The 25,125-nt window shown below is 63.5% G+C and carries 23 protein-coding genes; 10 read left to right on the forward strand and 13 right to left on the reverse strand.

The window, feature by feature from the left end; translation table 11 throughout:
- Positions 1 to 61: 61 nt before the first annotated feature.
- Positions 62 to 1,888 carry a glycosyltransferase family 2 protein gene (locus BB934_RS07865; protein WP_099509133.1) on the forward strand — a complete coding sequence of 609 codons (1,827 nt, stop codon included), beginning with the start codon at positions 62 to 64 and terminating at the stop codon, positions 1,886 to 1,888.
- Here BB934_RS07865 and BB934_RS46960 read toward each other — a convergent pair.
- The 3 genes from BB934_RS46960 to BB934_RS07875 all read right to left on the reverse strand — a co-directional run bounded on the left by BB934_RS46960 (position 1,885) and on the right by BB934_RS07875 (position 5,063).
- Positions 1,885 to 2,052, reverse strand: a complete 168-nt coding sequence (locus BB934_RS46960; RefSeq protein ID WP_157934080.1) for a hypothetical protein — start codon at positions 2,050 to 2,052, stop codon at positions 1,885 to 1,887. The two genes, BB934_RS07865 and BB934_RS46960, sit on opposite strands and share 4 nt — an antisense overlap.
- A 62-nt stretch (positions 2,053 to 2,114) precedes the next feature.
- Positions 2,115 to 4,304: an SF1B family DNA helicase RecD2 gene (gene recD2 / locus BB934_RS07870; RefSeq protein ID WP_099509134.1), complete on the reverse strand. Its 2,190-nt coding sequence runs from the start codon at positions 4,302 to 4,304 to the stop codon at positions 2,115 to 2,117.
- Positions 4,305 to 4,397: 93 nt separating this feature from the next.
- Positions 4,398 to 5,063, reverse strand: coding sequence for a trna delta -isopentenylpyrophosphate transferase (locus tag BB934_RS07875; protein ID WP_099509135.1), 666 nt, complete (start codon positions 5,061 to 5,063; stop codon positions 4,398 to 4,400).
- Positions 5,064 to 5,418: 355 nt separating this feature from the next.
- On the opposite strand from BB934_RS07875, the gene BB934_RS07880 reads away from it, so the two are divergent.
- On the forward strand, positions 5,419 to 6,069 hold the full coding sequence (locus BB934_RS07880) for a hypothetical protein (protein WP_099509136.1): 651 nt from the start codon (positions 5,419 to 5,421) through the stop codon (positions 6,067 to 6,069).
- Positions 6,070 to 6,279: 210 nt separating this feature from the next.
- On the opposite strand, the gene BB934_RS07885 is transcribed toward BB934_RS07880, so the two are convergent.
- From BB934_RS07885 to BB934_RS07895, 3 genes are read right to left on the reverse strand one after another with little or no spacing between them, the layout of a single operon-like run.
- Positions 6,280 to 7,275, reverse strand: a complete 996-nt coding sequence (locus BB934_RS07885; RefSeq protein ID WP_099509137.1) for a metallophosphoesterase family protein — start codon at positions 7,273 to 7,275, stop codon at positions 6,280 to 6,282.
- Entirely contained in the window at positions 7,272 to 9,107 is a 1,836-nt protein-coding gene (locus tag BB934_RS07890; RefSeq protein WP_099509138.1) for an AAA family ATPase, read from the reverse strand. The genes BB934_RS07885 and BB934_RS07890 overlap by 4 nt, the downstream gene beginning before the upstream one ends.
- Positions 9,104 to 9,400 (reverse strand): hypothetical protein, encoded by a 297-nt coding sequence (locus BB934_RS07895; protein ID WP_099509139.1) that lies wholly within the window; start codon positions 9,398 to 9,400, stop codon positions 9,104 to 9,106. Before BB934_RS07895 ends, BB934_RS07890 begins: the two co-directional genes overlap by 4 nt.
- 286 nt (positions 9,401 to 9,686) lie before the next feature.
- Here BB934_RS07895 and BB934_RS07900 point away from each other — a divergent pair, with 286 nt between their 5' ends.
- The 3 genes from BB934_RS07900 to BB934_RS07910 are packed head-to-tail and all read left to right on the forward strand — an operon-like array spanning position 9,687 to position 11,015.
- Positions 9,687 to 10,292: a hypothetical protein gene (locus tag BB934_RS07900; RefSeq protein ID WP_099509140.1), complete on the forward strand. Its 606-nt coding sequence runs from the start codon at positions 9,687 to 9,689 to the stop codon at positions 10,290 to 10,292.
- 5 nt (positions 10,293 to 10,297) lie between these two features.
- Complete coding sequence (locus tag BB934_RS07905; RefSeq protein ID WP_099509141.1) at positions 10,298 to 10,711, forward strand: hypothetical protein; 414 nt, start codon at positions 10,298 to 10,300, stop codon at positions 10,709 to 10,711.
- 28 nt (positions 10,712 to 10,739) lie between these two features.
- Positions 10,740 to 11,015, forward strand: coding sequence for a hypothetical protein (locus BB934_RS07910; RefSeq protein ID WP_099509142.1), 276 nt, complete (start codon positions 10,740 to 10,742; stop codon positions 11,013 to 11,015).
- 68 nt (positions 11,016 to 11,083) lie between these two features.
- On the opposite strand, the gene BB934_RS07915 is transcribed toward BB934_RS07910, so the two are convergent.
- Positions 11,084 to 11,893, reverse strand: coding sequence for a class I SAM-dependent methyltransferase (locus BB934_RS07915; RefSeq protein ID WP_099509143.1), 810 nt, complete (start codon positions 11,891 to 11,893; stop codon positions 11,084 to 11,086).
- A gap of 343 nt (positions 11,894 to 12,236) precedes the next feature.
- Between BB934_RS07915 and BB934_RS07920 the strand changes: the two genes are divergently transcribed.
- Positions 12,237 to 12,740 (forward strand): single-stranded DNA-binding protein, encoded by a 504-nt coding sequence (locus tag BB934_RS07920; protein ID WP_099509144.1) that lies wholly within the window; start codon positions 12,237 to 12,239, stop codon positions 12,738 to 12,740.
- Positions 12,741 to 12,804: 64 nt separating this feature from the next.
- On the opposite strand, the gene BB934_RS07925 is transcribed toward BB934_RS07920, so the two are convergent.
- Together BB934_RS07925 and BB934_RS07930 are read right to left on the reverse strand one after the other, a co-directional pair.
- A complete protein-coding gene (locus tag BB934_RS07925; RefSeq protein WP_175608880.1) occupies positions 12,805 to 13,719 on the reverse strand; it encodes a hypothetical protein in 915 nt (304 codons plus the stop codon).
- Between the two features lie 163 nt (positions 13,720 to 13,882).
- Positions 13,883 to 14,158 carry a glycine zipper domain-containing protein gene (locus BB934_RS07930; RefSeq protein WP_099509145.1) on the reverse strand — a complete coding sequence of 92 codons (276 nt, stop codon included), beginning with the start codon at positions 14,156 to 14,158 and terminating at the stop codon, positions 13,883 to 13,885.
- Positions 14,159 to 14,539: 381 nt separating this feature from the next.
- Between BB934_RS07930 and BB934_RS07935 the strand changes: the two genes are divergently transcribed.
- On the forward strand, positions 14,540 to 15,112 hold the full coding sequence (locus BB934_RS07935; protein ID WP_099509146.1) for an HdeD family acid-resistance protein: 573 nt from the start codon (positions 14,540 to 14,542) through the stop codon (positions 15,110 to 15,112).
- Positions 15,113 to 15,134: 22 nt separating this feature from the next.
- On the opposite strand, the gene BB934_RS07940 is transcribed toward BB934_RS07935, so the two are convergent.
- The 3 genes from BB934_RS07940 to BB934_RS07950 all read right to left on the reverse strand — a co-directional run bounded on the left by BB934_RS07940 (position 15,135) and on the right by BB934_RS07950 (position 19,904).
- Complete coding sequence (locus BB934_RS07940) at positions 15,135 to 16,967, reverse strand: SLC13 family permease (RefSeq protein WP_099509147.1); 1,833 nt, start codon at positions 16,965 to 16,967, stop codon at positions 15,135 to 15,137.
- A 116-nt stretch (positions 16,968 to 17,083) separates the two neighbouring features.
- The gene (locus BB934_RS07945; protein WP_099512693.1) at positions 17,084 to 18,286 is read right to left on the reverse strand and encodes a M20/M25/M40 family metallo-hydrolase; all 1,203 of its coding nucleotides are present in this window, start codon (positions 18,284 to 18,286) and stop codon (positions 17,084 to 17,086) included.
- Between the two features lie 64 nt (positions 18,287 to 18,350).
- Positions 18,351 to 19,904 (reverse strand): AbgT family transporter, encoded by a 1,554-nt coding sequence (locus BB934_RS07950; RefSeq protein WP_099509148.1) that lies wholly within the window; start codon positions 19,902 to 19,904, stop codon positions 18,351 to 18,353.
- A gap of 394 nt (positions 19,905 to 20,298) precedes the next feature.
- Here BB934_RS07950 and BB934_RS07955 point away from each other — a divergent pair, with 394 nt between their 5' ends.
- Positions 20,299 to 21,327 (forward strand): AI-2E family transporter, encoded by a 1,029-nt coding sequence (locus BB934_RS07955; RefSeq protein WP_237050299.1) that lies wholly within the window; start codon positions 20,299 to 20,301, stop codon positions 21,325 to 21,327.
- Here the strand turns inward: BB934_RS07955 and BB934_RS07960 are convergent.
- Positions 21,221 to 23,140 (reverse strand): metallophosphoesterase family protein, encoded by a 1,920-nt coding sequence (locus BB934_RS07960; RefSeq protein WP_099509150.1) that lies wholly within the window; start codon positions 23,138 to 23,140, stop codon positions 21,221 to 21,223. The genes BB934_RS07955 and BB934_RS07960 overlap by 107 nt on opposite strands.
- Positions 23,141 to 23,391: 251 nt before the next feature.
- Between BB934_RS07960 and BB934_RS07965 the strand changes: the two genes are divergently transcribed.
- A complete protein-coding gene (locus BB934_RS07965) occupies positions 23,392 to 23,964 on the forward strand; it encodes a DUF1269 domain-containing protein (protein ID WP_099509151.1) in 573 nt (190 codons plus the stop codon).
- Between the two features lie 133 nt (positions 23,965 to 24,097).
- Complete coding sequence (gene glsA, locus BB934_RS07970) at positions 24,098 to 25,099, forward strand: glutaminase A (RefSeq protein ID WP_099509152.1); 1,002 nt, start codon at positions 24,098 to 24,100, stop codon at positions 25,097 to 25,099.
- Positions 25,100 to 25,125: the final 26 nt, after the last annotated feature.

A 25,125-nucleotide genomic window follows, 5' to 3' on the forward strand; every position in this document is an offset into this window, starting at 1 on the left:
ACATTCTCTTGCACGCGGCCCTGCATCCATCAAGAACGTCTCTTGAAAGCGCCCCCTGCTCATGAAGCAGGGTCTAGCGGAGAGGCGGCTACAGTCAACCGCGCTGCCGGTCGAGATCGGATTCCTGGCCGATCACGGCCATCCGCCCGAGATCCTGCACCGAGCCGCCATTCTCGCCTCACTTGCTGGTGTCACCGCGGACGAGGCGTTGCTGAAGCAGGGCCTGATCGGAGAAACCGAGTTCTACCGAGCCCTCGCGGCCGAGCTCGGGCTACCTTATTTCGCTCAGCCGAACCTTTCGCGGGCAGCGCGTTACCCTCACAGCATTCTGTCGGGCCTTGCCCCGTTGCCCGGTTCGCAGGCAGGCTTCGTCGCCGCCCCCCGCGGCGCGGCGCTCATCCGGCTTTTGACCATACGACAGGCGCGAGCGCTTGCGATCACCACGCCGAAGGGCTTGAGACAAGCTGTCTTCCGCGCAAAGGCACGAATGATTGCCATCAAGGCCGCCTCCGATCTCCGCGAGACATCGCCGGATCTGGCGACCGATCTCAGCTATGGCCAGATCGCCCTCCTCTTCGTCGCTCTCACCGCGCTCGTCTTCTATGGCCTGCAGCTTCCGGCGCAGACCTTCGGCTTGCTCGGCGCCAGCCTCAGCCCCCTGTTCTTCGGCATGATCGCCCTGCGGATTGCGGCGTCGGTCCTGAGCGGCTCCATCCAGCCGGGCAGCGGGCTGCCGCGTGCCAGCGACGCGGATCTTCCGGTCTATACGATCATCGCGGCGCTCTACCGGGAAAAGCGCGTTGCCGCTCGCCTCATTCAAGCCCTGTCGCAGCTCGATTATCCTGCCGCCAAACTCGACATAAAGCTCGTGCTCGAAGCCGACGACCGGGAAACGCTGGACGCTCTCCATGCCATTGCGCTCCCCGGCAATGTGGAGATCCTCGTTGCGCCACAAGGCTCGCCACGCACCAAGCCGCGGGCGCTCAACGTGGCCCTGCCTCTCGCACGGGGCCGCTATACCGTCGTCTACGATGCGGAGGATATACCCGATCCGGGACAGCTGCGTCTCGCCGTTGCCCGGTTCGCGCAGCTTTCGCGGAATGTCGCCTTCCTGCAGGCTCGCCTGACCATCGACAACACCGACGATACCTGGCTCACACGCCTCTTCACCATCGAATACGCAGCTTTGTTCGATGCGTTCAATCCGGGCCTTGCAGAGATTGGAAGCCCGCTTCCCTTAGGCGGCACCTCGAACCATTTCCGCACCTCCGTCCTGCGCGACATTCATGGATGGGATGCCTGGAACGTGACGGAGGATGCCGATCTCGGCATCCGCCTGGCACGGCTGGGCTATGCGGTGAAGGACCTCCCCTCCTCGACCCTCGAGGAGGCTCCCGGCACGTTAGGAGCCTGGATGCGGCAGCGGACCCGCTGGATGAAAGGCTTCGTGCAGACCGCCACGAGCCATTCGCGCAAGCCCCGCCTCCTCCTGCGCCAGCTCGGGATCTGGAAATGCTTCGGTGCGCTCTGCCTGACCTGGGGGATCGCGCTCAGCGCCCTGGTCTACCCGTTGTTTTCCGGGCTGATCCTGATCTGGTGGCTGTCCGAGGCGACCTGGCTCTTCACATCGCAGAAGGAGCGGATCGTTTTCGCTTACGTTGTCGTGCTTTCGGCGTTCGGCGTCGTGTCGATCTTCGTTCCGGCCTGCATTGCCCTGCATCGACGCCGGCTATGGCGGCTCCTTCCTTGGATGCCCCTGCTCCCGCTCTATTACGGGCTCGTCAGCATCGCAGCATGGAGAGGCCTATGGGAGCTGGCGACGGCCACATTCCGCTGGAACAAGACCAGCCACGGGCACGCCCGGACCTCGCGAAGCGGAATGGTCTAGAAGCACCAGGCAAGCGTCGTCAGCACCAGATCGTTGAAAACCGCGCCGCCGTAGCGCCACCAGAGCAGTCCGCCGGAGGCCACAAGGCACAGGACGGCCCCCGCGATGAGGCTCACGCGCGCCCGCCGTTCCTGCTGACCTGCCTGTTCCGCTTCGACGCTCATTCCTGCTGTCCCGAGGCTGCCTGACAACGAATATAGATGGCTCCGGATCCGAGCGAAAGGGATCAGGCCCCAAGCCAGTTCCGCAATCGCGTCAGCCTGGGCTCGTCCTCATGGGTCACGGCCTCGGCCAGCGCCGCCCGGCTTCCGACGATGATCACGAGGCGGCTCGCCCGCGTGACCGCCGTATAGAGCAGCTTGCGCCGTAGCATGGAAGCCTGCTGGGCGGCGATCGGGACGATCACGGCGGGATACTCCGACCCTTGCGCCTTGTGGATCGTCACCGCATAGGCCAGCGAAAGCTCATCGAGCTCCCTCAGCGTATAGCCCACCTGCCTTTCGTCGAAGGCCACGGTGAGCTCGCCATGGTCGCGCCTCACCTCACGCACGATGCCGACCTCGCCGTTATAGACATCGCGTTCGTAGTCGTTGCGCACCTGCATCACCTTGTCGCCGGGGCCATAGATCCATCCGGCCCGATGCAGGCTGTCGGCGCCCGGCGGGTTGAAGATCCGCTGCAACTCACCGTTCAGCATCTGCGTGCCGAGACGCCCTCGGTTCATCGGACACAGCACCTGGACGTCGCGCACCGGGTCGAAGCCGAACTTTCGCGGAATGCGGTCGCGGATCAGAATGGTCATCTTGGCCATCGCATCGGCCGGCGTGTCGGCCTCGACGAAGTAGAAATCCGAATCCGGCCGGTGCGCGAGATCGGGCACGAGGCCGTGATTGATGGCATGCGCGACGGTGATGATGCGGCTTTCCCGCTCCTGGCGGAACACCTCCTTCAGATGCACGACGGGAACGGCATCCGATGCGATGATGTCGGACAGGATCTGCCCGGGCCCGATGGAGGGCAGCTGATCGACGTCGCCGACGAGGAGCAGGCAGGCCTCATCCGGCAGCGCCCGCAGCAACGCCGCCGTCAGGCGGATATCGAGCATCGAGGCTTCGTCCACCACGAGAAGGTTGCACGCGAGCGGTGCCTTGGCGTTGCGCCGGAAGCCGCCCTCTGACGCCTCCAGAAGTCGATGAACGGTCTTGGCGGGAAAGCCCGTGCTCTCCGCGAGGCGCTTCGCAGCCCGCCCGGTCGGCGCGCACAGGGACACCTGCAGCTCATGCTTCGCACACAGATGCGTCAGGCTTCTGATCAGCGTCGTCTTGCCGACGCCGGGCCCTCCGGTGACGACCAGCACCTTCGAGCGGCACGATGCGGCAAGCGCCTCGCGCTGGCTTGCCGAATATCTTACGCCGATGGCGGCCTCGGCCTCAGAGATGACCTGTGCCGTGTCGAGACCGCGCCAGGGGTGAAAGCCCTGCGCGATCTCCTTCAGGCGCTGCGCGATGAAAAGTTCGGCGCCGTAGAGATTCTTCAGGAAGATGCTGCGCCGCCCGTCGAGTTCGTCGACGACGAGCTGGCCGGAGGCACATTGCGCTTCGAGCACCGGGGCGAGCAGCACCTTGGGAACGTCGAGCAGGGCGCTTGCCTTGCGCAGGAGATCCTCGGCCGGCATGCCGGAATGGCCCTCCTTCACCACTTCCGACAGAACATCGATCAGCCCGGCCTGCAGCCGCATCTCTGCTGTCGGCTCGATGGCGAGCTGCATCGCCACTTGATCGGCAAGCGAAAACTCGACGCCTGGAATTTCGAGGGCAAGCCGGTAGGGATTGGCCGAGACGATGTCGATGGCGCCGACGCCATAGGCCCGGTAGATGCGCGTGAGCAGGAAGCCGCCGACCCCGTGCGCATTGAGGAAGGTGGCGATGTCCTTCAGGGCGCGATGCTCCGCCCAGGCCTCGCCGATGCCGAGTGCTTTCGCCATGCCGATGCCGTGCACGCGCGTCAGCTCATGCGGCTTCGTCTCGATGACGTCGAGAACGCGCGATCCGAAGGAGGCGATCAGCCTTTGTGCGACGGAGGGGCCGACGCCCTTCAGGAGGCCGGAGCCGAGAAAGCGCTGCAGGTCTTCCGCCGTGGTCGGCGCTGCGGTCTTCAGCACGCCGGCGCGGAACTGAACGCCGTGGTTGCGGTCGTGCAGCCATTCCCCGCTCGCTTCCACGACTTCGCCGATCGCGACCGCCGGCGCATGGCCGACAACAGTCACAGGCTTGCGGTGGCCGCGTGCCTTGACGCGCAGCACGCAGAAGCCGGTCTCATCGCTGTGGAACGTCACCCGCTCGATCGAGCCGACGAGATGTTCGGCAAGGGACAGCGCCTCCTGATCGGAAGCGGCCAGAGCGGACGATTTCTGCATCGATCAGCGAGACCACGAGCGCCGGGACGCCATCGAGGAATGGGAAAAAGGACGAGACAGTCGATACCGTCTCGTCCGTAATCGAAGCAAAATTTAGGCTGCCTTCTTGGTCGGCCAACCGAGCTCGACGAGGCGGGCCTTGGCGAAGTCTCGGATCTCGTCGCGGATGCCCTCGGGCAGATCGGCCAGCACCTTCTGCGTGTCGGCGTGAAGCATGAGATCCGTGACGGCGTTGATGGTCTTCGCCTTCTTGATCTTGGTCTTCAGGTCATCCTCGACCTTGCCGACGCCGGCAGCGGCCTCGACCCTGCCCTTCTGCGGCTCGGTCTTCTCGATCTCGACCTGCGGGTCGGTGAAGCCGGGGCGGCCCTGCTTGAACTCGTCGGCCTCTTCCTCGGAATAGACGTAGCCGTGCAGCTCGATCAGCTTGAGGATCACGCGGTCCTTCGCACGCTTCTCGGCCATGGCGTAGACGTAAGCCGCCTGCTTGCCGGAAACGCGATAATTCACGCCGATAAGCGCCTCGCCAATCGACCATTCCACGCGCTCGCCCATGCGTCCCGTCACCTGGATGACGGCTTCGTCACGCTCGGCGCGAATGATCTTCGGCTCGTCGAAGACGACCTTCGCCTGAGCCGCAATGCGCTCGAGGGTCTTGTGGTAGATGACCGCCGTACCCTGGACGCGCCAGACGTTTCCGGCCATCGGCTCGCCGAATTTCGCAAGCACTTCGGAAATTTTCTTGTCCGTCGTATTCATCCTCGATCCTAACTTTCACAGGAGCCCGCAATCCGGTTCACGCTCTTCTTCAATCGCGAGATTCGACAGGCGCGTTCGTTATTTGTTCTATACCAAATTTCACCATTCCGGTCCACTTCCGACCTTCGCCAGTGCGCCCATAAACCATTTATTTTCAATATCTTAAATGATGCGTTGTTTTGTCTCAACGGCTTTGAAGCGGAGCCATAGGCAATCGGCCGCGCTGCTTGGGACCCACACAGGCCCGAATTTGACCGACGACTTTATGTTCTATATATGTTCTCATTCGCCATTGGGCTGCTTTCTGCCGGGATTCCGGCCCGCCCATCGTCTGAACACCACGCTGGAGGACCTGATGTCCGCGCAAGCGCTCCTCGATCTGTCGGATCGGCGCCCCGCCCGCCGCACGGGCTCCCGCCGGGCGGCGAAGCGCCCGTCGACCCCGCTCACGCGCAACGCCCTGATCGCGGATTTCCTGGCAGCCTGCGAGCTCGATGCGGAGATCGAGTCCCTGCGCGCACCGGCCGATCCGGCCCGCTTCGCCATCGGCGACGAGACGATCGAGCATGTCGCCGATTTCGAGATCGTGCGCGACGGCGCAGCCTGCCTGGTGGATGTGGTGAGCGACGAGGACCTGCTCAGCCATCCTCTGCGCGCAGCAGCGATCCACAGCATCGCTGCAGAAGACGGACGGCCCTTCATGATCGAAACCGCTGCGAGCATCCGGGCCGAGCCGCGCTTTACCACCACGCGCCTCATCATGGCCTGCAGGCGCACGCCCGTCTCCGCCGGCGACCGGGTGCGCATCCTGCATCAGCTCGACGAGGTTGGCGCCATGCGGCTGGTGGATTGTGCCAGCGCCGTCATGAACACGCAGGACGGCGTCGCTGCCGTGCTGGCGCTCGCCTGCGAAGGACTGGTCGCCGTCGATATCGGCCGCCCGATCCTGCCGGAGACGCAGGTGCGCCGGCGGCGCCTGCCCTATTCCGACCCGTTCGCGTTCTAAGACTAGCGCATCGTGCGGAAAAGTGGATCCGGTTTTCCGCCCCGAACGATGCGCCAGCCAAGAGAAGGAGCATCGGAATCGATCCCAAAAGTGGGTCCACTTTTGGGTCCGATGCTCTAGAGCTGTTTCCACTGGCGTGGAATCACCTCCTCTTCTTTGGTTTGCCGCATTTTTTGACGACGAACCGGATCCACTTCGCCGAAAAATGCTCTAGGTCGCGTGGCGCTCCACCGCCTCGCCGAGGAGCGAGCGCACGATGGCGCGCACGGCATCCGAGGTTTCGTCGGCCGCGAATTTCGCCTCGATCTCGTCGCGAATGATGGAGCCGTCGCCGCTGCGCTTGAGCTCGGTCGCGGATTCCGCCTGCAGCAGCGTGACGAAGGCACTCTCGACCTCGCGCGCCACGACGGACCCGTCGGCTGCATCGACCACGCGCCCGGTGAGATCGAAGACATTGCTCTCGAACGGCAGAGCCTGCGGCTCCAAGGCACCGCCCTCGTCGAGGATCCAGGCCCGCGGCACATGATCCACGAGATCGACGGACTGGCGGGTGATGGTGCCGGGATTCATCCAGCGCGTGCGACCTGCCAGAACCGACTTCTGCGTCTTGTGGATGTGCCCGTTGACGAGAAGGTCGCAGCCCTCGACCGCGAAGGGCGGCACGGCACCGGGATAGCCGCCGTCGAAGGCGATGTCGTGATGGGTGAACCAGGCGTGGAGATCGACTCCCGAGAACGAGCCGCGCGCATCGGTAGGAATGGCCTGGCCGTAGGGCGTCATGCCGACGCCGATGCGCCTTGAACCAACCTGGATCTCGGTCACCGGCGACGAGGCCGCGACCACGTCGACCACGTCGCATAGCCCTAGAAGGGCGAGTGAGTCGCCATCGGTCAGCATCGTATGCTGAATGTCGTGGTTGCCCACATTGACGATAGGCCGGTGGTGGAAACCCTTCAGAACGCGGATGAGCTGGTTCTTGAGCGCCACGTCGGTCTCGACCGGCCGGTCGAAGAGATCGCCGAGGATCACGACCGCGAGCTGCCGCTCGTTGGCGATGGCGACGCAGCGCTCCAGCTTGCCGAGCACCGCTTGCGGCCAGACCACATCCTTGCGCCGGCCCGGGCGCCTCGAACCCACATGCGGATCCCCGATCACGAGGACGCCGTTGCACGCAACAGAGGGAAGACGATCTCCGGACAGGATCATGCGGTCAGCCGCTCCGAGGGCACAGTGGATTGAGAGGAATGGGCATGCTGATCGAGCAAGGTCTCGGGTCTCACCGGCGAGCCGCAGGTGGGGCAGATCCCGCCCGTCTCAGCGATGAAACGCTCCATCTCAGATCGGATCGCTATCAGGCCTTCATCGATCGTTGCGATGCGGCTTTGGGCAATCGCAGCCGCCTTGCGAAGATCGTCGATGCGCTTCAGCGTGCTTTGTGCCGGTGCGGTGTTGTCAAGCACCGGGACGGCCTGCGGCATGTCCTGCAGCGCAGCAAGCCGCGCGTGGCTGCGGGCAAGCTGCCGGCTGAGCTGGATCACATTCCGGCCCACGCGCTCGCGCTCCCGCGAACGCTCGACCATCCGCGTCAGGTCGGCCAGCCGCTCGGCCGCGGGCAGAGTTGCCGTGATCGCGGCACGCCTCTTCGCTTTGTCCAGCCGGAATCCGAGGTCGGCAAGCAGCGATGCGCCGTGCCGCAGCTTATCCAGATGAGCGGCAGAGCTTTTGAGATCCTTCGACCTTTCGCGAGCAACTGAAAGCTTCTCCTTGAGCCGATCGAGCTCCCGCAATCCGTCCAACGTCTCGCCAAGCGCGATCAATTCGCGCTCGCCGTTGCGCACGAGGTCGTTGTCGCGCCGGCAGCGCTCGCGATGGATCACGAGCATGTCCCGGATATAGCCCGCCTCCTGCCCGATGGACAGAACGGCGGAGCGCCGGGACGGCGTTTCGCCGAGCAGGAAGACAGGAAACTTCTGATGCGCGATGTGAACGTCGAGGTCCTCGACCTTGCGGATGCGGATGAGATCGGCCACCCAATCCGGCACCGCGCGCCCGCCAGTCTCGTAGCGCATCCCCGCTTTCTCGACGATGGCGCCGTCCGCCTCATGCAGCGACCAGATGTTGACCGGCGAGCGGCGGGGCTGGCGCGTGAAGCGCAAGATCCTGTTGCCGGCAACGCCGATCTCGACTAGGGCGGCCTTCGCGCCTGCGCGCACGAGGCTATCCCGCGCCTCACCGTAGAACACGGCGCGCAGGGCGCGGATGAAGGTGGACTTGCCGCGGTTGTTGGGGCCGATGAGCGCGTTGACGCCCGGACTCAGGCGCAGCGTCGCATCCTGATAGGCCTGCACATTGACGAGCCGGATGAAACGCAGGCCGGGCTGCGCATCGTCCCAAGCCGCGCTCGGATCGGAAGATTGCACCTCGACGCCTGAAGCCGGTTCGCCGGCGATGCGGGCGATGTGGAACGTGCCCGAGAACTGCGACAGGTCATGATGCGAGACGGCGAGGCATTGCACGCCGAGGCGCGCCGCTCCGTCCTCCAGCACCCGATAGAAGGACGAGACGCGATCCGGCGCGATCCAGCAATCCGCTTCGTCGAGAGCGAGAAAGCGGGCGACGTCGGCCTTCACGACGGCAATCAGCCGCAGCGCCATGCCGACCACGTTCGTCAGTGCGCCGCCATTGTCCTCGAGCACGTCTTCCAGCGTTCCGTCCGGGCGCCGCACGCAGACATCGAGCGAGGCAAGGCCGCGCTCCGTCGACAGGTCCAGGGCCACGGGCTTCTCGCCCGGCAGAACCTCCTGCACGAGCGCCGTCAGCAGCGTCTCGAAGGCGGACAGGCTTCGCCGGCTGGCCGAGCCGTGCACCGCCTCGATGAAGGTCTCGACCTCGTCCTTGACAACCAGGCGCCCCTTGGCGAGTTCGACGTCGCGCGTCAGCTCCGCGATGCGGGCTGCAACGGCATCGCGCCGTCCTTCGAGCCGCGCAAGAGCGGCTTCCGCCCGCGCCACAGCGTGATCGACGGCCTGCACGATCACCGCTCGTCTCCGAGCTGCTTGAGACGGGCTTCGACCTCGCGCAGGGCGGCATCGAATTCCTCGGCAAGCCTGGCGTTCTTCGCCTGGGCGTCCTCGATCAAGGCCTGGATCTGCCCTGCGTCGTCGGTGCCCAGTTCGGACAGCGCCAAGGCGCGTGCTTCCTCGAGGTCGCGTGTCAGACGCTCGACCTCGCCCTCGGCGCGGATCCGCTCGGCCCGCAGCCTGTCGAAGGTTTTGCGCATCTCCTCGAGGCGGCGCAGCTGGTCCGTTTCGAGGCGTGTCAGGCTGGTCATGGCGTGGCGAATCCGCTGGGTTGCAATGGTCGAGCTTCAGTTATCGCGAGCGGTATTTCGTCGCAATGACTTCGCCTCTTTTTGGACCGGATCGGAGGCAATCTCTTCAATGCCGGCATCGGACCCTCCACATAGTATCGGTTACTCCAAGATTACAGTCTCGACACGCGGTCTTTGCTTGACACAGAGGCGGTTGAGGCTATGTTCTTGATTTGTTCGCATCCTTTGTATGCGTCTTGGATGTGACGCCATTAGGGCAGCCGCGCCCGACCGCAAAGGATACCCGATGACCGCCATGACGGATGAGTGCCCGATTTTCGAGAACGAGGACTGGCTCGTGACCGAGAGCGGCCTCGAGCACAAGCAAACCGGCTATTTCATCGAGCGCGACAGTCTCGGCCAGCGCCGGGAGGACGGGCTCTGGGCTTGGCCGTTGCACATGGCCGAGAAGAGCTGGTGCGCAATGAAATCCTTCACCGAGGCCTTCTCCCGCGCAGCCTCCCTCTACGGGGTCGCGACTGGTGCGGAGCTTGCGCAAACGCTGAAGGTCGCGCGCTCCGAAATCGCGCCGTGGCCACAGGCCGCCAAGCCCGCTTATCGCACCGTCCCGCCAGTCCCGGGCGTCTTGCATCCGAAGAGGGAAATCCCCATCTTCATCGAACCGCGCTCCGCGCAGAAATCCTTGAACGGTCAAGGTTTTCAGGGCTCGGACGATGTGTGGCGCATCCGCTCGAAAACGGGCGCGCGCCCGTTTTCGACAACCCCGCGTAACCGTTCCGACCGCATGGGTCCCCTGCAAGATCCCGCCCTTCCCTGGCGGGCGCCGCAGCGGATTCGCGAAACCGGAACGACGCTTGTCCGGCTGCTTCAGGCGGCCTTGACACTACGGTGAGGACTATGCCGAGCTTCGGCCTTGAGGAGACGATGCGCTACGAGGCGAATGCCTTTCGGAACGATCTCTCGGAAGCGGAGAACATCGCACCCGAGACGGCGGACGAATTCGCGCAGCAGGTGATCGAGACGATCTGCCATGCCAGCGTCACGCCGGCCATCGGCCGCCGCACCTTCGAGCGCTGCATGCGCGCGCTCGATTGCGGCTCGACGGCCCGGGTCGGCTTCCGTCATCCGGCGAAGGCCGAGGCCATCGATACGATCTGGCGCGAGCGCGAAAGCCTGTTCGAAGACTACAAGGCCAGTGCGGACAAGCTGCACTATCTCGCGACGCTGCCTGGAATCGGACCGGTGACGAAACATTCCCTCGCCCGCCGGCTCGGCGTCTACGCGCTGCAGGCCGAACGAGCGGTTGCCTGACACGAACAACAAGAAGAGGTATCGACCCATGGCCAAGCTCCGCGCAAGCGATGTCGGTTTCTGCGTTGTCGACGACAACGCCAACGTGATTGCGGACAACCTCGTCCACCGCATCCGCGAGGCGACTGCCGAGATGGAAAGCCAGGTCAACAGGCTCTACCGGGGACGGCAGGCTTACGACCTCGAAGACGGCACCAAGCTCGATCTCGACAGAGCCATCGAGCAACTCACCTACATGGCGCGCACCCTGCGCGAGGTTCAGGGCGAGCAGTCGAAGGTGGTGTATCTGCAGGCTGCCGAGTGATGCTTACCTGAGCAGCTCTTGCTTTCGAATAGCGGTGATCCTGTCACCGCTATTTTTGTTTGTCGGCGTTACATCTTCTCAGCCAAGCAGAACAACACCAGCGGCGCATGGCGGTACCAGCGGTTCAGCCAATCGTGCGCGCGGGCCATCTCCTCGCTAGGCCGCGGCTCCGCAATCTTCACAATCTTAAATCCTGCCTCGCTGACGGCATTGATATAGTCGGAGAGGGTTCGCGGGAATCGCGGCACTTCGAACGGCTGATCGCAGGCCGGAAGTTCGGCCGTGTGAGGACGTCGGCCGAAACGCCAATATTCCACGAAGGGCTCCTTCTCGAAATACCGGCCGATGCGGAGTCCGACATGGTTGCCCTCCCCGTCGTTCAGCCATCGGATTGCAGGCGTGATGAAGCAAGGGTGCAGCACGCTGAAACACAGACTGCCACCGGGTCTAAGCACGCGGGAGCAGGCCTGAATCGCAGCCGGCAGGTCAGGCCCATCCATGAGCGCCAGCGTGGACAGCGCGCAATCAAACTGCGCGTCCGCGAAGGACGAGAGGTCACTGAAGGAGCTGATATGGTAAGCAATGCCGAGAGGTTCCTCTTCCTCCCTCTGCCAGGCTCGCGCGATCATCTCGGCCGAGATGTCGACGCCGGTCATCGAGCCCCCAAGCTTTGCGAAGCGGCGTGTATTGGAGCCCTCGCCGCAACCCAGATCGATGACCCGCCGCCCTGCGATGTCCGGCATGAAATCTAGGAAAGCGGGAAACGTATAAAGCTCGCGATAGAAGTCGAAGCCTGACCGCACTTCCTCCGTCCAGAAAGCGGCATTGCGGTTCCAGGCGGCCGCGACTGCCGCCTCATCCAATGTCTTCTCGGCCATGGCAGCCCCCGAAGCTAGAGCATCGGACCCAAAGGTGGACCCACTTTTGGGATCAAATCCGATGCTCCTTCCCTTGGCTGGCGCATCGTTGAACGCGGAAAACCGGATCCACTTTTCCGCACGATGCGCTAAGCCTCAATCTTTAACTCCAATCCCGGTTCTCCGGCAATGCAAGCACCCAGCCCACAATCCCTCCGGAAGCCCCCGGGCTCTTGTGTTTCACGTGGAACAAAGATAGAACAATAGGTGATGCCCGCCATGGGCAGGAGTGTGCAACCGACCTGAAAACGGGGGCGTCCAGAATGCCTCGGCCGTTCAGGAGAGATGAAGTGGAGAGGCCGCTATGGCTGGCAGTGTGAACAAGGTGATATTGGTCGGCAATCTGGGGCGGGACCCTGAGGTGCGCCGGCTGTCGAACGGGGAGCCGGTGGTGAACCTGCGCATTGCCACGTCCGAGACCTGGAAGGACAAGGGCACGGGCGAGCGCAAGGAGAAGACTGAGTGGCACTCGGTGGTGATCTTCAACGAGAACCTCGGGCGTGTGGCGGAGCAGTATCTGAAGAAGGGCTCGAAGGTGTACATCGAGGGCCAGCTGCAGACGCGCAAGTGGCAGGACCAGAGCGGGGTCGAGAAGTATTCGACCGAGGTGGTGCTGCAGCGTTTCCGCGGCGAGCTGACGATCCTGGACAGCCGCGGCGGCGGTGGCGGCGCGTCGGAGTACGGCGACGAGGAGCAAGGCCAGATCGCACGCGGCGGCGATTTCGGACGCTCCTCCCCGATGGAGCGCCGGCCCGAGCCGGCAGGATCCTCCCGCCACGGCGATTTCGACGACGACATCCCGTTTTAAACAATGAGCCATCCGAAAATCCGGGCCTCGTGCCCGGATTTTTTGTGCCGGCTCCGGTCAATCCTCATGCTTCGGCAGAGGCCTTGCGTGCCGGATGCCGCGAGCGCTGCGCCCGCTCGATCTCGCGCAGCTTGCGCGCTCTCTCCTGCAATTCATCCCGGCTCGGCCACCACCAACCCCGGTTGGACCTGAGATCCGGGTCGCCGTCGCTGCGGACGGGCCGGGTCCGGTAGATCTCCGGCAGTGCCGGCATCCGCCATCGCGCCCACACGTAGCGGGACATGTCCGTCTCGATCTGCGGGTAGACCTCTCCAGCTGCCGGATCGTCGATGAGGTCGCTCTCGATCTCCTCGAAGACCACGACGCCCCATTGGAGGGTCGCCAACGGGAAGCCAAGCGGCGGAAGATCGTCGCCCGGCACCGGATAGCGCCTGCGGCGGCGTTCGGCCTGGACCCGGCTTGTCTCCTCCGGCACGGCCGCCTTGCGTTCTTCACGCCGTCTCTTCCGAGCCTCGGGCTCGTTGCGCTGCGCCGCCTCCTCGATCTCGGGCCAGCGCGCCTTCAGCTCCTCGTAGGAGCGGAACGGCACGCGCCAGATCCTCTCCTCGGAATCCCAATGGGCCCAGGGGATCTGGCGCAGTGCCTCGACGACCGTGCGTGAATAGGGCGTGCGCACCTTCAGGTCGTCGGCGACGGTCAGATAGGGACTCTCCAGAGGATCGAAGATGTATGCGTCCCGCCCCTTGGCATCGGCGTGGCGATCGAGGGTCTCCAGCTCCTGCGCCATCCACGCCTCGAGCCGCTGCACGGCGGTGGTTCCCCGCACGAACCAGCGCTGTTCCGCTCCCCGCCACCGGGCGCGCGGAAAGCGCTCGCGGAACCGCCGCACGAGATCGCGGTCATAGGGAAAGGCCGCATAGGCGCCCGGCCGCTCGGCGTCGTCGGAGGGATCGACCCGAAAGGCGAATGCAATCTCCATCGCGACCGGCTCTCCAGTCTCCAGTGCTCCCCTGCAGGCACAACATTCTGTCAGGGGAATGGATCCGGTCCAGCCTCGCAGATGCAAAACTCCTCACGCCTCATCGGCGGGCGTGGCACCGCGTGAGGACGCCGGAGAGAAGCCGGTCTTAGGCTCTATACCGTTATCGGCAATACAGGTTGCCGGCGGCATCCCGAAAGGTGCCTCGCGGACAGGGGCTGCGTGGGGCGGTCGCGGCGCCGACGACAGCGCCGCCGGCCGCGCCGACCGCTGCTCCAGCCAAGGCTCCGCTCGTCCGGCCTGTGGCCGCTCCGCCGACCGCGGCGCCGGCGAGGCCGCCGACGACTGCGCCGCCAGCAGCGCGTTCGCCCGAGGTGTTGCAAGCGGCCATGGAAAGCACCACCGCACCCGCCGCGACGGCTGACATGATCTTCCTCATCGCACTTCCCTCCCGTGTTTCACAACGTAGGCTCGCTATGGGACCAGAATGAGACACAGCTTCAACCGCCCGTTTGCTTTTGACCATCCGGTGAATCCCCTGTTTCCGGCGGTATAAAGCGGGATCTCACGGGTCGGCGACAAGCAGGACGTGACCGGGTTTTATCTGTCGGCGACGGCTTCCCGATCCAGGTTCGGGTGGAATTTCAGCCCGGCCTCATGACAATCCCGGTCCCGGCTCGGGGTTAGACCCGATGGACCTCGTCGGCCGATGCGACCATTCAGGCCTTTCTTGCACATCGTTATTTCACGATGCGTTTGATCGAATGAGGATTATATTGAAGGCGGATGGTGGCGAGGGTCTTCGATAGAGGAGGGTTCCATGGCGATATCGTTGGATGCTGCAGCGGAGGTGTTTCGCGAAGCGATGCGCGACGCCGTCAAGCGTTACTCGCTGTGGTACCTTGTCGAGGGGCTGCTTCTGATCGCCGCCGGGTTTCTGGCGATTATCTATCCGGTGTTTTCCTCGACGGCAGTCGTCGTGCTTCTCGGCTGGCTGCTGGTGATCAGCGGCCTGGTGCAGGGGCTCAGTCTCATCAGTGCGCGGCACGTACCGCATTTCTGGCTGCAGCTCATCTCCATCTGCCTTGCCATGCTGATCGGCTTCCTCTTCTTGCGTGACCCGGCGCAGGGAATGGCGACGATCACGCTTCTCCTCATCGTCTTCTTCATGATGGAAGGCATTTCGAAGGTCGTCTTCGCCTTGACCATCCGGCCGTTCCCCAATTGGGGCTGGGTGCTGGGAAGCGGCATGGTCGGCATCCTGCTGTCTCTCGTGCTCTGGGCCTATCTGCCAGTGACATCCGTATGGCTGCTGGGATTTCTGCTTGGTCTCAATCTGATCAGCGTCGGTACGGCCATCGCCTATCTCGCCTGGAAGGTGCGGACGAGCTGACGATAGACTGTCAAAGAGCCGGTTAGAACCGCCAGATCAATGGCACGAGGAAGACCGATACGACGAAGAACCAGATGAGCAGAGGCAGTCCCAGCTTCCAGTAATCGCCGAACGCATAACCTCCCGGGCCCATGACCATCAGGTTCGTGGGCGTTGCGATGGGAGTTAAGAAAGCTCCAGCCGCGGCCACAGCGGTGCTCATGAGAACGGGACGGGGCGAGATCCCCATGCTTGTCGCGGCTGCAACACCGATGGGGATGACGATCAGCGCGGTCGCGGTGTTGCTGATCAGCTGGCCAAGGATCGCGGTGAGCATGAAGAGACCAGCGAGCAAGGCATAGGGTCCGGCATTGCCGATCACGTAGACGAGTCCTTCGGCCATAAGCTGGGCTGCTCCTGTCTCCACCATTGCTATCGACAGCGGCATCAAGGCGCCGACGAGAATTACCGTCGTCCAATCGACGGCGCGATAGGATTGCTCGACAGTCAGGATGCGCGAAAGGACGATGGCACCCGCGGCGAGGAGACCGGCCACGGCCGGTGGCACGAGGCCGGTCGCAAGCAGAATGACCATGCCCATCAGGACAGCGATCGCCTGATATGCTCCCGGTCCAAGGGGCACGGCCTGGCGTCGCACGAGCTCGGGCGAGTTCACCACCAGCACATCCGGATCGCTGAGATGAAGATCGAGAGCCTTCCAGGTTCCCTGAAGCAGCATAGTGTCGCCCGCACGCAACGCGATGCCACTCCGGTCGGACTTCGGATTGCCGCTATCGATCTTGGCTCCGGCCCGTTGCATCGCGAGAACGATGAGATCGCCGCTATCGGTAACCATTCCCGGAAACACTGTTTGCCCGACGAGACCCGAGCGGGGCGGGATCACGACTTCGGCCAGACCGGAACGGCGGTTGAACAGGGTTTCTTCGCCTTGGCCGGAAGGCGCATCCTCACGAAACGACAGATGCATCTGCGCAGCGAGCGATGCTGCCGCCTCGGCACTTCCACGCAACAGCATGTGATCGCCATCCATCAAGGTCCGGCGAAGCGGAGCGGCGCTCTCGCCCTCCTGGACGGCGACGAGCTGTACGCCCGGAAAGGACGAGAGATCGATGTCGGACGGGGAAAGACCCACATAGGGCGAGGTCGCGCGCACCCGCATCTGGAAAATGCCGTCGGCGAGACCGTATTGCTCCACCAGCGTCTTGGCATGACGACTGAGATCGGCCGGCATCTTGGCACCGTTGCGCTGGGGGAGAAGACGTTCGCCGAAAAGGACGATGATCGCCATCGTGCCAGCGAGCAGAGGAATGCCCACGAGGGCAAACTCGAAGAAACCGAACTCACCGACGCCAGCCTCGAATCCAGCCTCCGAGACGAGGACGTTCACCGGCGTGCCGGTCAGCGCAAGCATCGATCCCGCATGGGCGGAAAAGACGAGCGGCATCAAGAGCTGCGACGATTTCCGCTTGAGACGAACCGCCATGACGACCACGACAGGCAGCAGAGCGGCAACTGCCCCGTTGACGCTGATCATGGCGGTCAGCACGGCCACGAGGCTCATGGTGAGAAGAAGAAGGCGCGTCCGGCTCTCCGCCCCCGCACCCCGGATCAGAAGTTGACCGGCCCAGGCCGTGACGCCGGTGGTCTCGAGACCGGCGCTGACGATGAAGAGGCAGGCGATGAAGATGACGGCCGGGTCGCCGAAACCGCTCAATGCCTGGCCCAGAGTGAGAACCTGCGTCGCCCACAATGCCAACGCTGTCGCCATGGCGACGATGACGACCGGCAGCTTGTTCCAAATGAACAGGACGACGACGGCAGCGATGATGGTGGCGATATAAGCTAAGGGACTCAATCGCTCATCTCCTCATGAGACCGTCTGGACGCGTCACCGAAAAACATTGCAGAGAATATTCGGAGCATGAACCGGCGAACGGCGTCCGGGTCGAATGGCTTGATGTGGACGCCCACCTAGTCGTCGATTGTGGCCAACAGCAGCGCGAGGCGGCACCCGGTCGCGAATTCCGGCAGGTTGACGTATTCCTTGATCGTATGGATCTCCGCCTGGCCGGCGCCGATGGTGACGGTGGGGACACCGTGCTTGTCGAGCCAATTGGCATCGAGGCCGCCGTTCGAGAACAGATAATTGGGCTTGAGGCCGAGCATGGTCATCGCCCTCGTCGCGCGCTGCACCACGGGCGACGTCTCGTCCAGATTGAACGGCGGGTAGGACGGGGTATGCGTGAAGGTGACCTTGGCCATCTCGCCTTCATCATCCTTCACCTCTCCCCTAGCCTTCTGAAAGGCCTGTTCGAAGCCCTTCGCGATCGCCTCGGCGAAGGCGGATGTCGGGCTTCGCGCCTCGCCCTTGATGAAGACGTAATCGGTCACGACATTGGTGGCATCGCCGGCAGCCTTGCCGTCCTTGCCGCCGAAGATGCCGACATTGCTGGTGCCGCGGCCGCCGGCCTTCGCCACCTTGCCGAACCAGCCGTCGCGCTTCGCCTCGGCGAGAGCGACGGATCCGACCAGGGTCGCGGAAATGCCCTTCTCGGGCGCGACGCCCGCATGCGAGGCCTTGCCGGTGATCTCGACCTCCCAATTCTCCTGGCCGACCGCCCCGACGATCAGATCCGACGGGTCCTGGCCATCGACGTTGATGCACATTACGGCGCCGCCGAGATCGGCGGGATCGAGCTCGCGTGCGCCGTGCAGGCCGCTCTCCTCGCGGACCGTGAAGAGCAGCGTGATCGGCGGGTGCGGCAGGTCATGCTTCAGGAGCGTCTCCGCGAGGACGACGAGAATGGCGCAACCCGTGCGATTGTCGCCGCCAAGCGCCGTCGTGCCATCCCCGACGATCCGGTCGCCCTCGCGCCTCGGCTTGGCGCCGGCGCAGAGCGGCACGGTGTCGAGATGGGTCGAGAACAGCAGCCGCGCTCCCGGCCGCGTTCCGGGCAGATCGACGATCAGGTTGCCGGTTTCCGTCGGGACGGGAATGCGCCTGTGCGCTTCGTCGAAGCGGATTGCGGACGCCGGCACGCCGGCCGTCTTGAGCGTGTCGGAAACGGCCGCCGCGATGGCGGCCTCCTGTCCGGTGACGCCCTCGACCGATAAAAACCGCATCAGGTGATCCTCCGCGGCGGCGACATCAAGGGGAATCGCAGTGCTGCTCATCGTCTTATTCCGTTGCTTGCGGTTGCCTTGCTCCGACAGGGGCCGGTCGGCCCTTGGCATCGGCTCATAGTCCCCATGGGAGCCCGAGCATCTGCCAGATGGCGAAGAGGGCAGTCCAGAGAATGAAGATCCACACGACATAAGGAAGCATCAGCGATACGACAGTGCCGACGCCTGCGAACCGGTCGTACTTTTGTGCGAAGCCGACAACGAGCGCGAAATAGGCGTTCAGCGGCGTGATCGCATTCATCGGCGAGTCACCAACGCGATAGGCTGCGAGCACTGCTTCCGGCTCGACCCCGAGCTTCATGAGCAATGGCACGAAGACCGGAGCGAAGATCGCCCATTTGGCGATGGCGCCGGTCAGCAGCAGGTCGATGATCGCGACGACGACAATGAAGCCGAGCAGCAGCGGCAGCGCGCCGATATTGGCGGCCTGCAGAGCCCCCGACAGGCTGAGCGCCATCACCGTGCCCATGTTGGTGTAGGTGAAATAAGCGACGAACTGGCTCAGGACGAAGAACAGGAAGATCGTGCCGCCGAGATTCCTGATCGACTTCTCGATCGCCGCGATCACCTCGGGCAGCGTCTTCAGCGTGCCGGCGCCGATGCCGTAGGTCCAGCCCGTGACGAGGAACGTCAGCATGATCAGCGCGATCAGCCCGTTCATGAACGGCGAGTTGCCGATGAGCTCCCCGGTGTCGGAATTGCGCAACGGTGCCCCCGAAGGAAGGGTCAGGAGGCAGAAGACCGCGATCAGTCCGAGCAGTCCAAAGCCGGCGAAACGCAGGCCGCGCGACTCCTGCTCCGACAGGACGGCGCCCTGCTCGGTCGTGGTTCCTTCCGCCGCGAGATTCGGATCGTAGGCCCCCAGGCGGGGCGCGATCACGCGGTCGGTGATGAAGGCGATGACAACGGTGAGGAACAGCACCGAGGCGAAGGAAAACCACACATTCGCGGTGAGGCCGATGGAACGGTTGGGATCGACGAGATGAGCTGCGTCGTTGGTGAATTCGACGAGCACGGCGTCGAGCGGCTTGATCAGCATGTTGACGGTAAAGGCGGCGGCCACGGCAGCAAAGCCAAGCGCGAGGCCGGCGAGCGGATTCCGTCCAACCGCCAGATAAGCGATGCCGGCGAGCGGGATCAGGACCAGATAGCCGGCATCGGCGGCGATGCTGGAGATGATGCCGACGAAGGACAGGATATAGGTCAGCGCCCAGTGCGGCGATACGATGACGAGCTTGCGGATCAGCGCGGTGACGAGACCGGATTCTTCCGCCACCCCGGCGCCGATCATCGCGGCGATCATGAGCCCGACCGCGGTGAAGCTCATGAAGTTCGGGATCAGCGACGCGTAGATGAAGCGGATGCCGTCGGTGTTGAGCAGGCTGCGGATCTCCGTGGTCGCGGTCTCGACCTGGTGCGTGTCCGGGTTGATGCGTTCGTAGGAGATGGCCGCTCCGAACAGGCTGAGCAGGGCGGAGAGCACGACGACGATAGCGATGAGGATCAGGAAAATGACCACGGGATGGGGAACCATGTTCCCCACTCGTTCGACACCGTCGAGAAACCGCTGCATGGCGGTCTTCGATGCGGCTTCCGTGCTGCTCGTCATGATTAGCCCTTGAGCCAAAACGATCCCACGGCAGGGGATCAAGACACTCAGCTGTGCTTACAAGTCGGTTACCCAGCAACACTCAGCACTGGCGGATCTAAATCGTTCGTCTTTTAAAATGGCGTGTGTATTGAGACGGAAATCACGACCCGATAAGGAGAAACCGTTGTCTCCTACGGACAAAATGCCCTGTACCTGGATCACTAAGTGCCCGAATATGGTCCTTTTCCTACAGGTTGACAAGCAATAAAATCTTCGAGTGCTGCAAGGAGCAGGTCGTTCTGCGATCTTCGACGCTATAGCAACCGGGAGAGACAAAGTGGATCGACCTCAAACTCCCTTGGACGAAGCGCATCGCGTAGCATCTGACTTTTTCTCCGTGCAATGGGCTTGGATTGTCCTCGTGATTCTAAGCCTGTTGGGAGCGGTTTATGTCGCCAAGGCCGTTATCGCCCCTGTTGCTTTCTCATTGTTCCTCATCGCGATGGTCTGGCCGTTGCAGGCGCGTCTCCAAGCCCATGTTCCACGCCTTATCGCCTTGGCCATCAGCATCATGGTGCTCGTGGTGGCATTCAGCGCCTTCGCCTCGCTCGCCGTCTGGGCCTTCGGCCGCGTCGGGCGTTGGGTGATCTTCAACTTGAGTCAGTTTCAAGCGCTTTATAATCAAGTGACGCTTTGGCTCGAGAACCATGGGGTTGTGATGGCAGGCCTCTGGGCCGACCACTTCAACGTCCGCTGGGTCGTAAGCTTCGCACAGAGATTGACCGGTCAGGTGAATACGACCCTGAGCTTCTGGCTGGTCGTTCTCGTCTACGTGATCCTCGGCCTGCTCGAGGTCGAAGGGACGGTCAGGAAGATCGGGTCTCTCCCGAGCCGCCGCGCCGCACGCATTCTGCTCTCCGGCAGCGCGGAGACGGCCCTCAAGATCAGGCGATACATGATTGTGCGAACCCAGATGAGCATTCTGACCGGCGCGCTCGTCTGGGGCTTTGCGATGCTCTCCGGCTTGCCGCTCGCCCAGGAATGGGGAGTGATTGCCTTCACCTTGAACTACATCCCGTTCATCGGTCCTTTTATCGCGACCTTGTTTCCGACCTTGCTGTCGATGGTCCAGTTCGAAACCTGGCAGGCCGTCATCGTGGTTTTCGCCTGCCTGAATGTGATTCAGTTCGTGGTCGGAAGCTACATCGAGCCGCGCCTTTCCGGCAGCGTTCTGGCGATGTCGCCCTTCGTCGTCCTGTTCTCGATCTTTCTCTGGACATTCCTGTGGGGTTTGCCGGGAACCTTCATCGGCCTGCCGATCACGATTGCGATCCTTACGTTCTGTGCTCAGGATCCAGCGACCCGTTGGCTGGCGGTTCAGTTCGGTCCGCCGGATGAAGGGGACCTGCCCGCTCCCGACCCTGCTCGCCTCGAAGGCTGACCTTCAGCCGCTCCGGTACCGCGAGTCGTACCTTACCGTCATTGGCTGCGAGGGTATGAACGAAGAAGGAAACCTCGCCGTTCCTGGCCGGGTACATCACGGGAGAGGAGGCTGAGACAATGCGAACGCCGCCGCATTGTCCGATCCATTCGGTATGCCGGTGACCGTGAAACACGATCACTCGTTCGGCGAGGGGCCGCAATTGCCGCACGAACCAGGATCCATTGATGAGAGCGGTCCCGATGCGCTCGGAGAATGCTTTTGCCGGTGTGGGATACTCCACGAGATGGTGATGGAGCGCCACGATCCATCCGGCGCGCGGATATTGCTTCATGGCGGCATCGAGGGCCTGTGCTTGAAGCACCGACACGATCCCTAAGGCGTTCGTGAAGGAAAAATGCGCTTCCGCATTCGAATTGAGCAGCACCACGCCGAGCCCATCCTCCACCGAAGGTGGAACGATCATCGGAAAGGCGTCGTCCCAGACCTCGACCAGTCGATGCGACAGCCGGATTCCGCCCAGATCCGCAAAGGCGTCGATATCGTCCCGATAGGGACGCAGACTCTCCGTTACGGAGGGGCCGAATCGGCCCGTCCGAGAATCGAAGCACAGAGCCTTGTCACCCTGCAGGGCCTCGATGGCAGACAGGGTGCGCAGCTGGCGAAGCCGTTTCCCAGGGCTCGTCGGCAGTTCGAGCCGGGCCGGATTGGCGCGGTCGACGACATTCACGTCATGGTTTCCGGGAAGGATCAGGATGCGCTCGGCGAGACGGGGGTGAGCCGCGACGGCGTCGAGGAATTCGGCCCATTCTGCGGATCGTCCCGCATCCGTCATATCGCCCGTGATCAGAACGAGATCCAAGGGCTGATCGTCGTGGAAGGCTTCCAGCTGATCGAAGACCCGACGCACTCTCTCGTTGCCCTGAGGCCCTGTCCGCCCGCTTTCGATCCGGAACCCGTACCGCTCCCCGACCACGTGAAGGTCGGAAAGATGTGCAACGCGCCATGTGCGAGACCCGGACGGGATCTCGTCGAAAGCCATCAGATCGGCCGGCCGGCCCATCGCGCCGTCCGCCAGCGCCCAGACGAGCGCGGCGACCATGACATAGCACCCGACGATGACGACGGCATTTGCCAGGACAGGAACAATCAGGTGGAGCGGCGCCATCAGGTCTGCCGCGTCGCCGACCCAGCGTGATGCGGGCCAGGCAAGGGTCACGCACCAGACGGACAGAGCACTGACCAGGATGCCGCCTCCGATCGCAGCCGCCGCGTAAAGCTGTGTGCGACGGCGAGGACCGAGATTGGGAGCGAGCTTGACGCCGATGTGCCTCAGCCCCTCTCGGAAAAGAGCATAGATCGGTTGGATGGCCAGTGCATTGAGCGACCAGAAGCTCTGCTCGGCCACACGCAGCACGGGCCTGCCGCCGAACCAGGCAAGGGCGACGAGACCGACGGCGATCAGCAGGGACCAGAATCCCGCAAGCGCCGCCGCAACCCTTCCGGGTATCGTGGTTGCCCATCCCAGAACGACCAACGGCGCAAGGCCCAGCAGGACGGCAGGCAGGCCGATCAGCATGATCCAGGCCAGGAGGAGCTTCGGAAGACTGATTTCCGCGAGGAGACGTCCACCGATGGCGACAAGGGATCGGCTCTTGGTGCTGGCAATATCATCCTCCGCATCTCCGAGGCGGGGATCTATCAGCAAGGGCTGCCATCCATGCAACGACGCTGGGCGAGTCGGATCCTGGTCCTCCGGGTCACCCTCGCCTCGGAAGCCGCCGCCTTCGATGGTCTGCGCGTCGATCGGCATAGCCTAGCTCCGAGGCCGGCATCCAAGGCAATCATTGCTCCGCCTCAAGTCATCTCATGTCAAGGAGCCGGTCTTCTTCCCTTGCTTCGGGCTTCGATAGCGTTCAGGTGCCGCTTAAGCGAAACACTGAGGCACATGGGGGAGTTTTTCGCGGCCAATGAGGGTTTCACCCGATGGTCCCGCATGAAGGCTGTTGGTAGCCTACCCATCGCGCGAAGCGCAGCACTATCGACGTTTGAGGAGTGTAACCCATGGCTGAACTGGTGGTCGTCGGGTTCGACAACCCGACCGATGCGGATCGCGTCCTGACCGAGCTCACGCGTCTGCAGAAGGAGTATCTCATCGATCTCGAGGACGCCGTCGTGGCCATCCGAGGCCAGGACGGCGCAGTCCGCATCAAACAGAGCGTCAACCTGGTGAAGCTTGGAGCGACCTCGGGCGGCCTGTCCGGCGCGATGTGGGGCAGCCTCATCGGTCTGCTCTTCCTGAACCCGATTGCCGGATTCGCCATCGGCGGCGCCGTCGGAGCGGGCTCGGGTGCCCTGTCGGGGAATATGATCGACTACGGCATCAACGACGACTTCATCAAGTCGATCGGCGACACGCTCAAGCCTGAGACCTCGGCCCTGTTCCTGCTGATCCGCAAGTCACAGCCCGAAAAGGTTCTCGCCGAGCTGTCGGGATTCAAGGGGCGCGTGATCCGTTCCTCGCTGTCGCCGGAGCAGGAAGCCAAGCTTCAGGCTGCTCTCGAGAGCGCGCACCCGCCGAGCCCGAGTGAAGGCGTCGAGGCCGCGGGCGCCGTAGCGGCGCAGCCGAAGACCTGATGATTAACCCGCTCGGGACGGCAGCATCGACGGTGGCGCCGTCCCAAACGGCCAGGACTCATCGGCTCAGGCGGTGACGGGTCGCACAGGGTCGATCACATCAGGCAGGACGACATCTCATGGAAGCCGAACCATGGATTTGTTGAACCCGAGCGTGAAATCCGAAGTCTCCTTCGTCTCCACCGGACACCTGCCGGCGGCGGAGGATGTCAAGCGGCTCGTGGTCGACGCCCACGAGCGCTTTCGGTCTGTCGACCAGGGACAGGTCTCGCAGGTCTATCCGGCACTTGCGCGCGTTCCACGCGACCTTTTCGGGATTTGCGTCGTGAGTGCTCAGGGAAATGTCTATTCAGCCGGCGATGTCGAGCATGAGTTCACGATCATGAGTGTCTCCAAACCCTTCCTGTTCGCACTCGTCTGCGACCTGATCGGTGCGACGGAGGCCCGCGAGAGGCTGGGGGTCAACGCGACGGGGCACGCCTTCAATTCGCTTGCCGGCATCGAGCGCAATCCCGACGGGTGCACGAATCCGATGGTGAACGCAGGCGCGATCGCGACCACGAGCCTCGTGCCCGGCGAGAACACGGACGTGAAGTGGCGCTTCATCCACGAGGGGCTCTCCCGCTTCGCAGGCAGGGAGCTGTCGCTGAACGAGGAAGTCTACGCCTCGGCCTCGGAAACGAACTTCCGCAACCGCAGCATCGCTTGGATGATCGAGAGCGTCGGCCGCATCTACTGCGATCCCGCCGAGGCAACGGATCTCTACACACGCCAGTGCTCGCTCGACGTGAGCGCCAAGGACCTCGCGATCATGGGCGCGACTCTCGCCGACGGCGGCTTCAATCCGGTAACGCGGGAGCAGGTGGTCAGCCCCGATATCTGCCACTGCGCGCTCGCCGTCATGCTCACGGCCGGAATGTACGAGACCTCCGGCGACTGGCTCTACGAGATCGGCCTGCCGGGCAAGAGCGGCATCGGCGGCGGCATCGTCACGGTCTCCCCCGGCAAGGGCGGCCTCGGCACCTTTGCTCCGCCGCTCGACGAAGCCGGCAACAGCATCAAGGGGCAATTGGTGGCGCAGTTCCTGTCGCAGCGCCTCGGCCTCGATCTGCTCGTCTCGGTGCCGCAGACTTGAGTGCGCTCCGCCATTCCTCTGCATCC

It is taken from the genome of Microvirga ossetica (genome assembly GCF_002741015.1).
Lineage (GTDB): Bacteria > Pseudomonadota > Alphaproteobacteria > Rhizobiales > Beijerinckiaceae > Microvirga > Microvirga ossetica.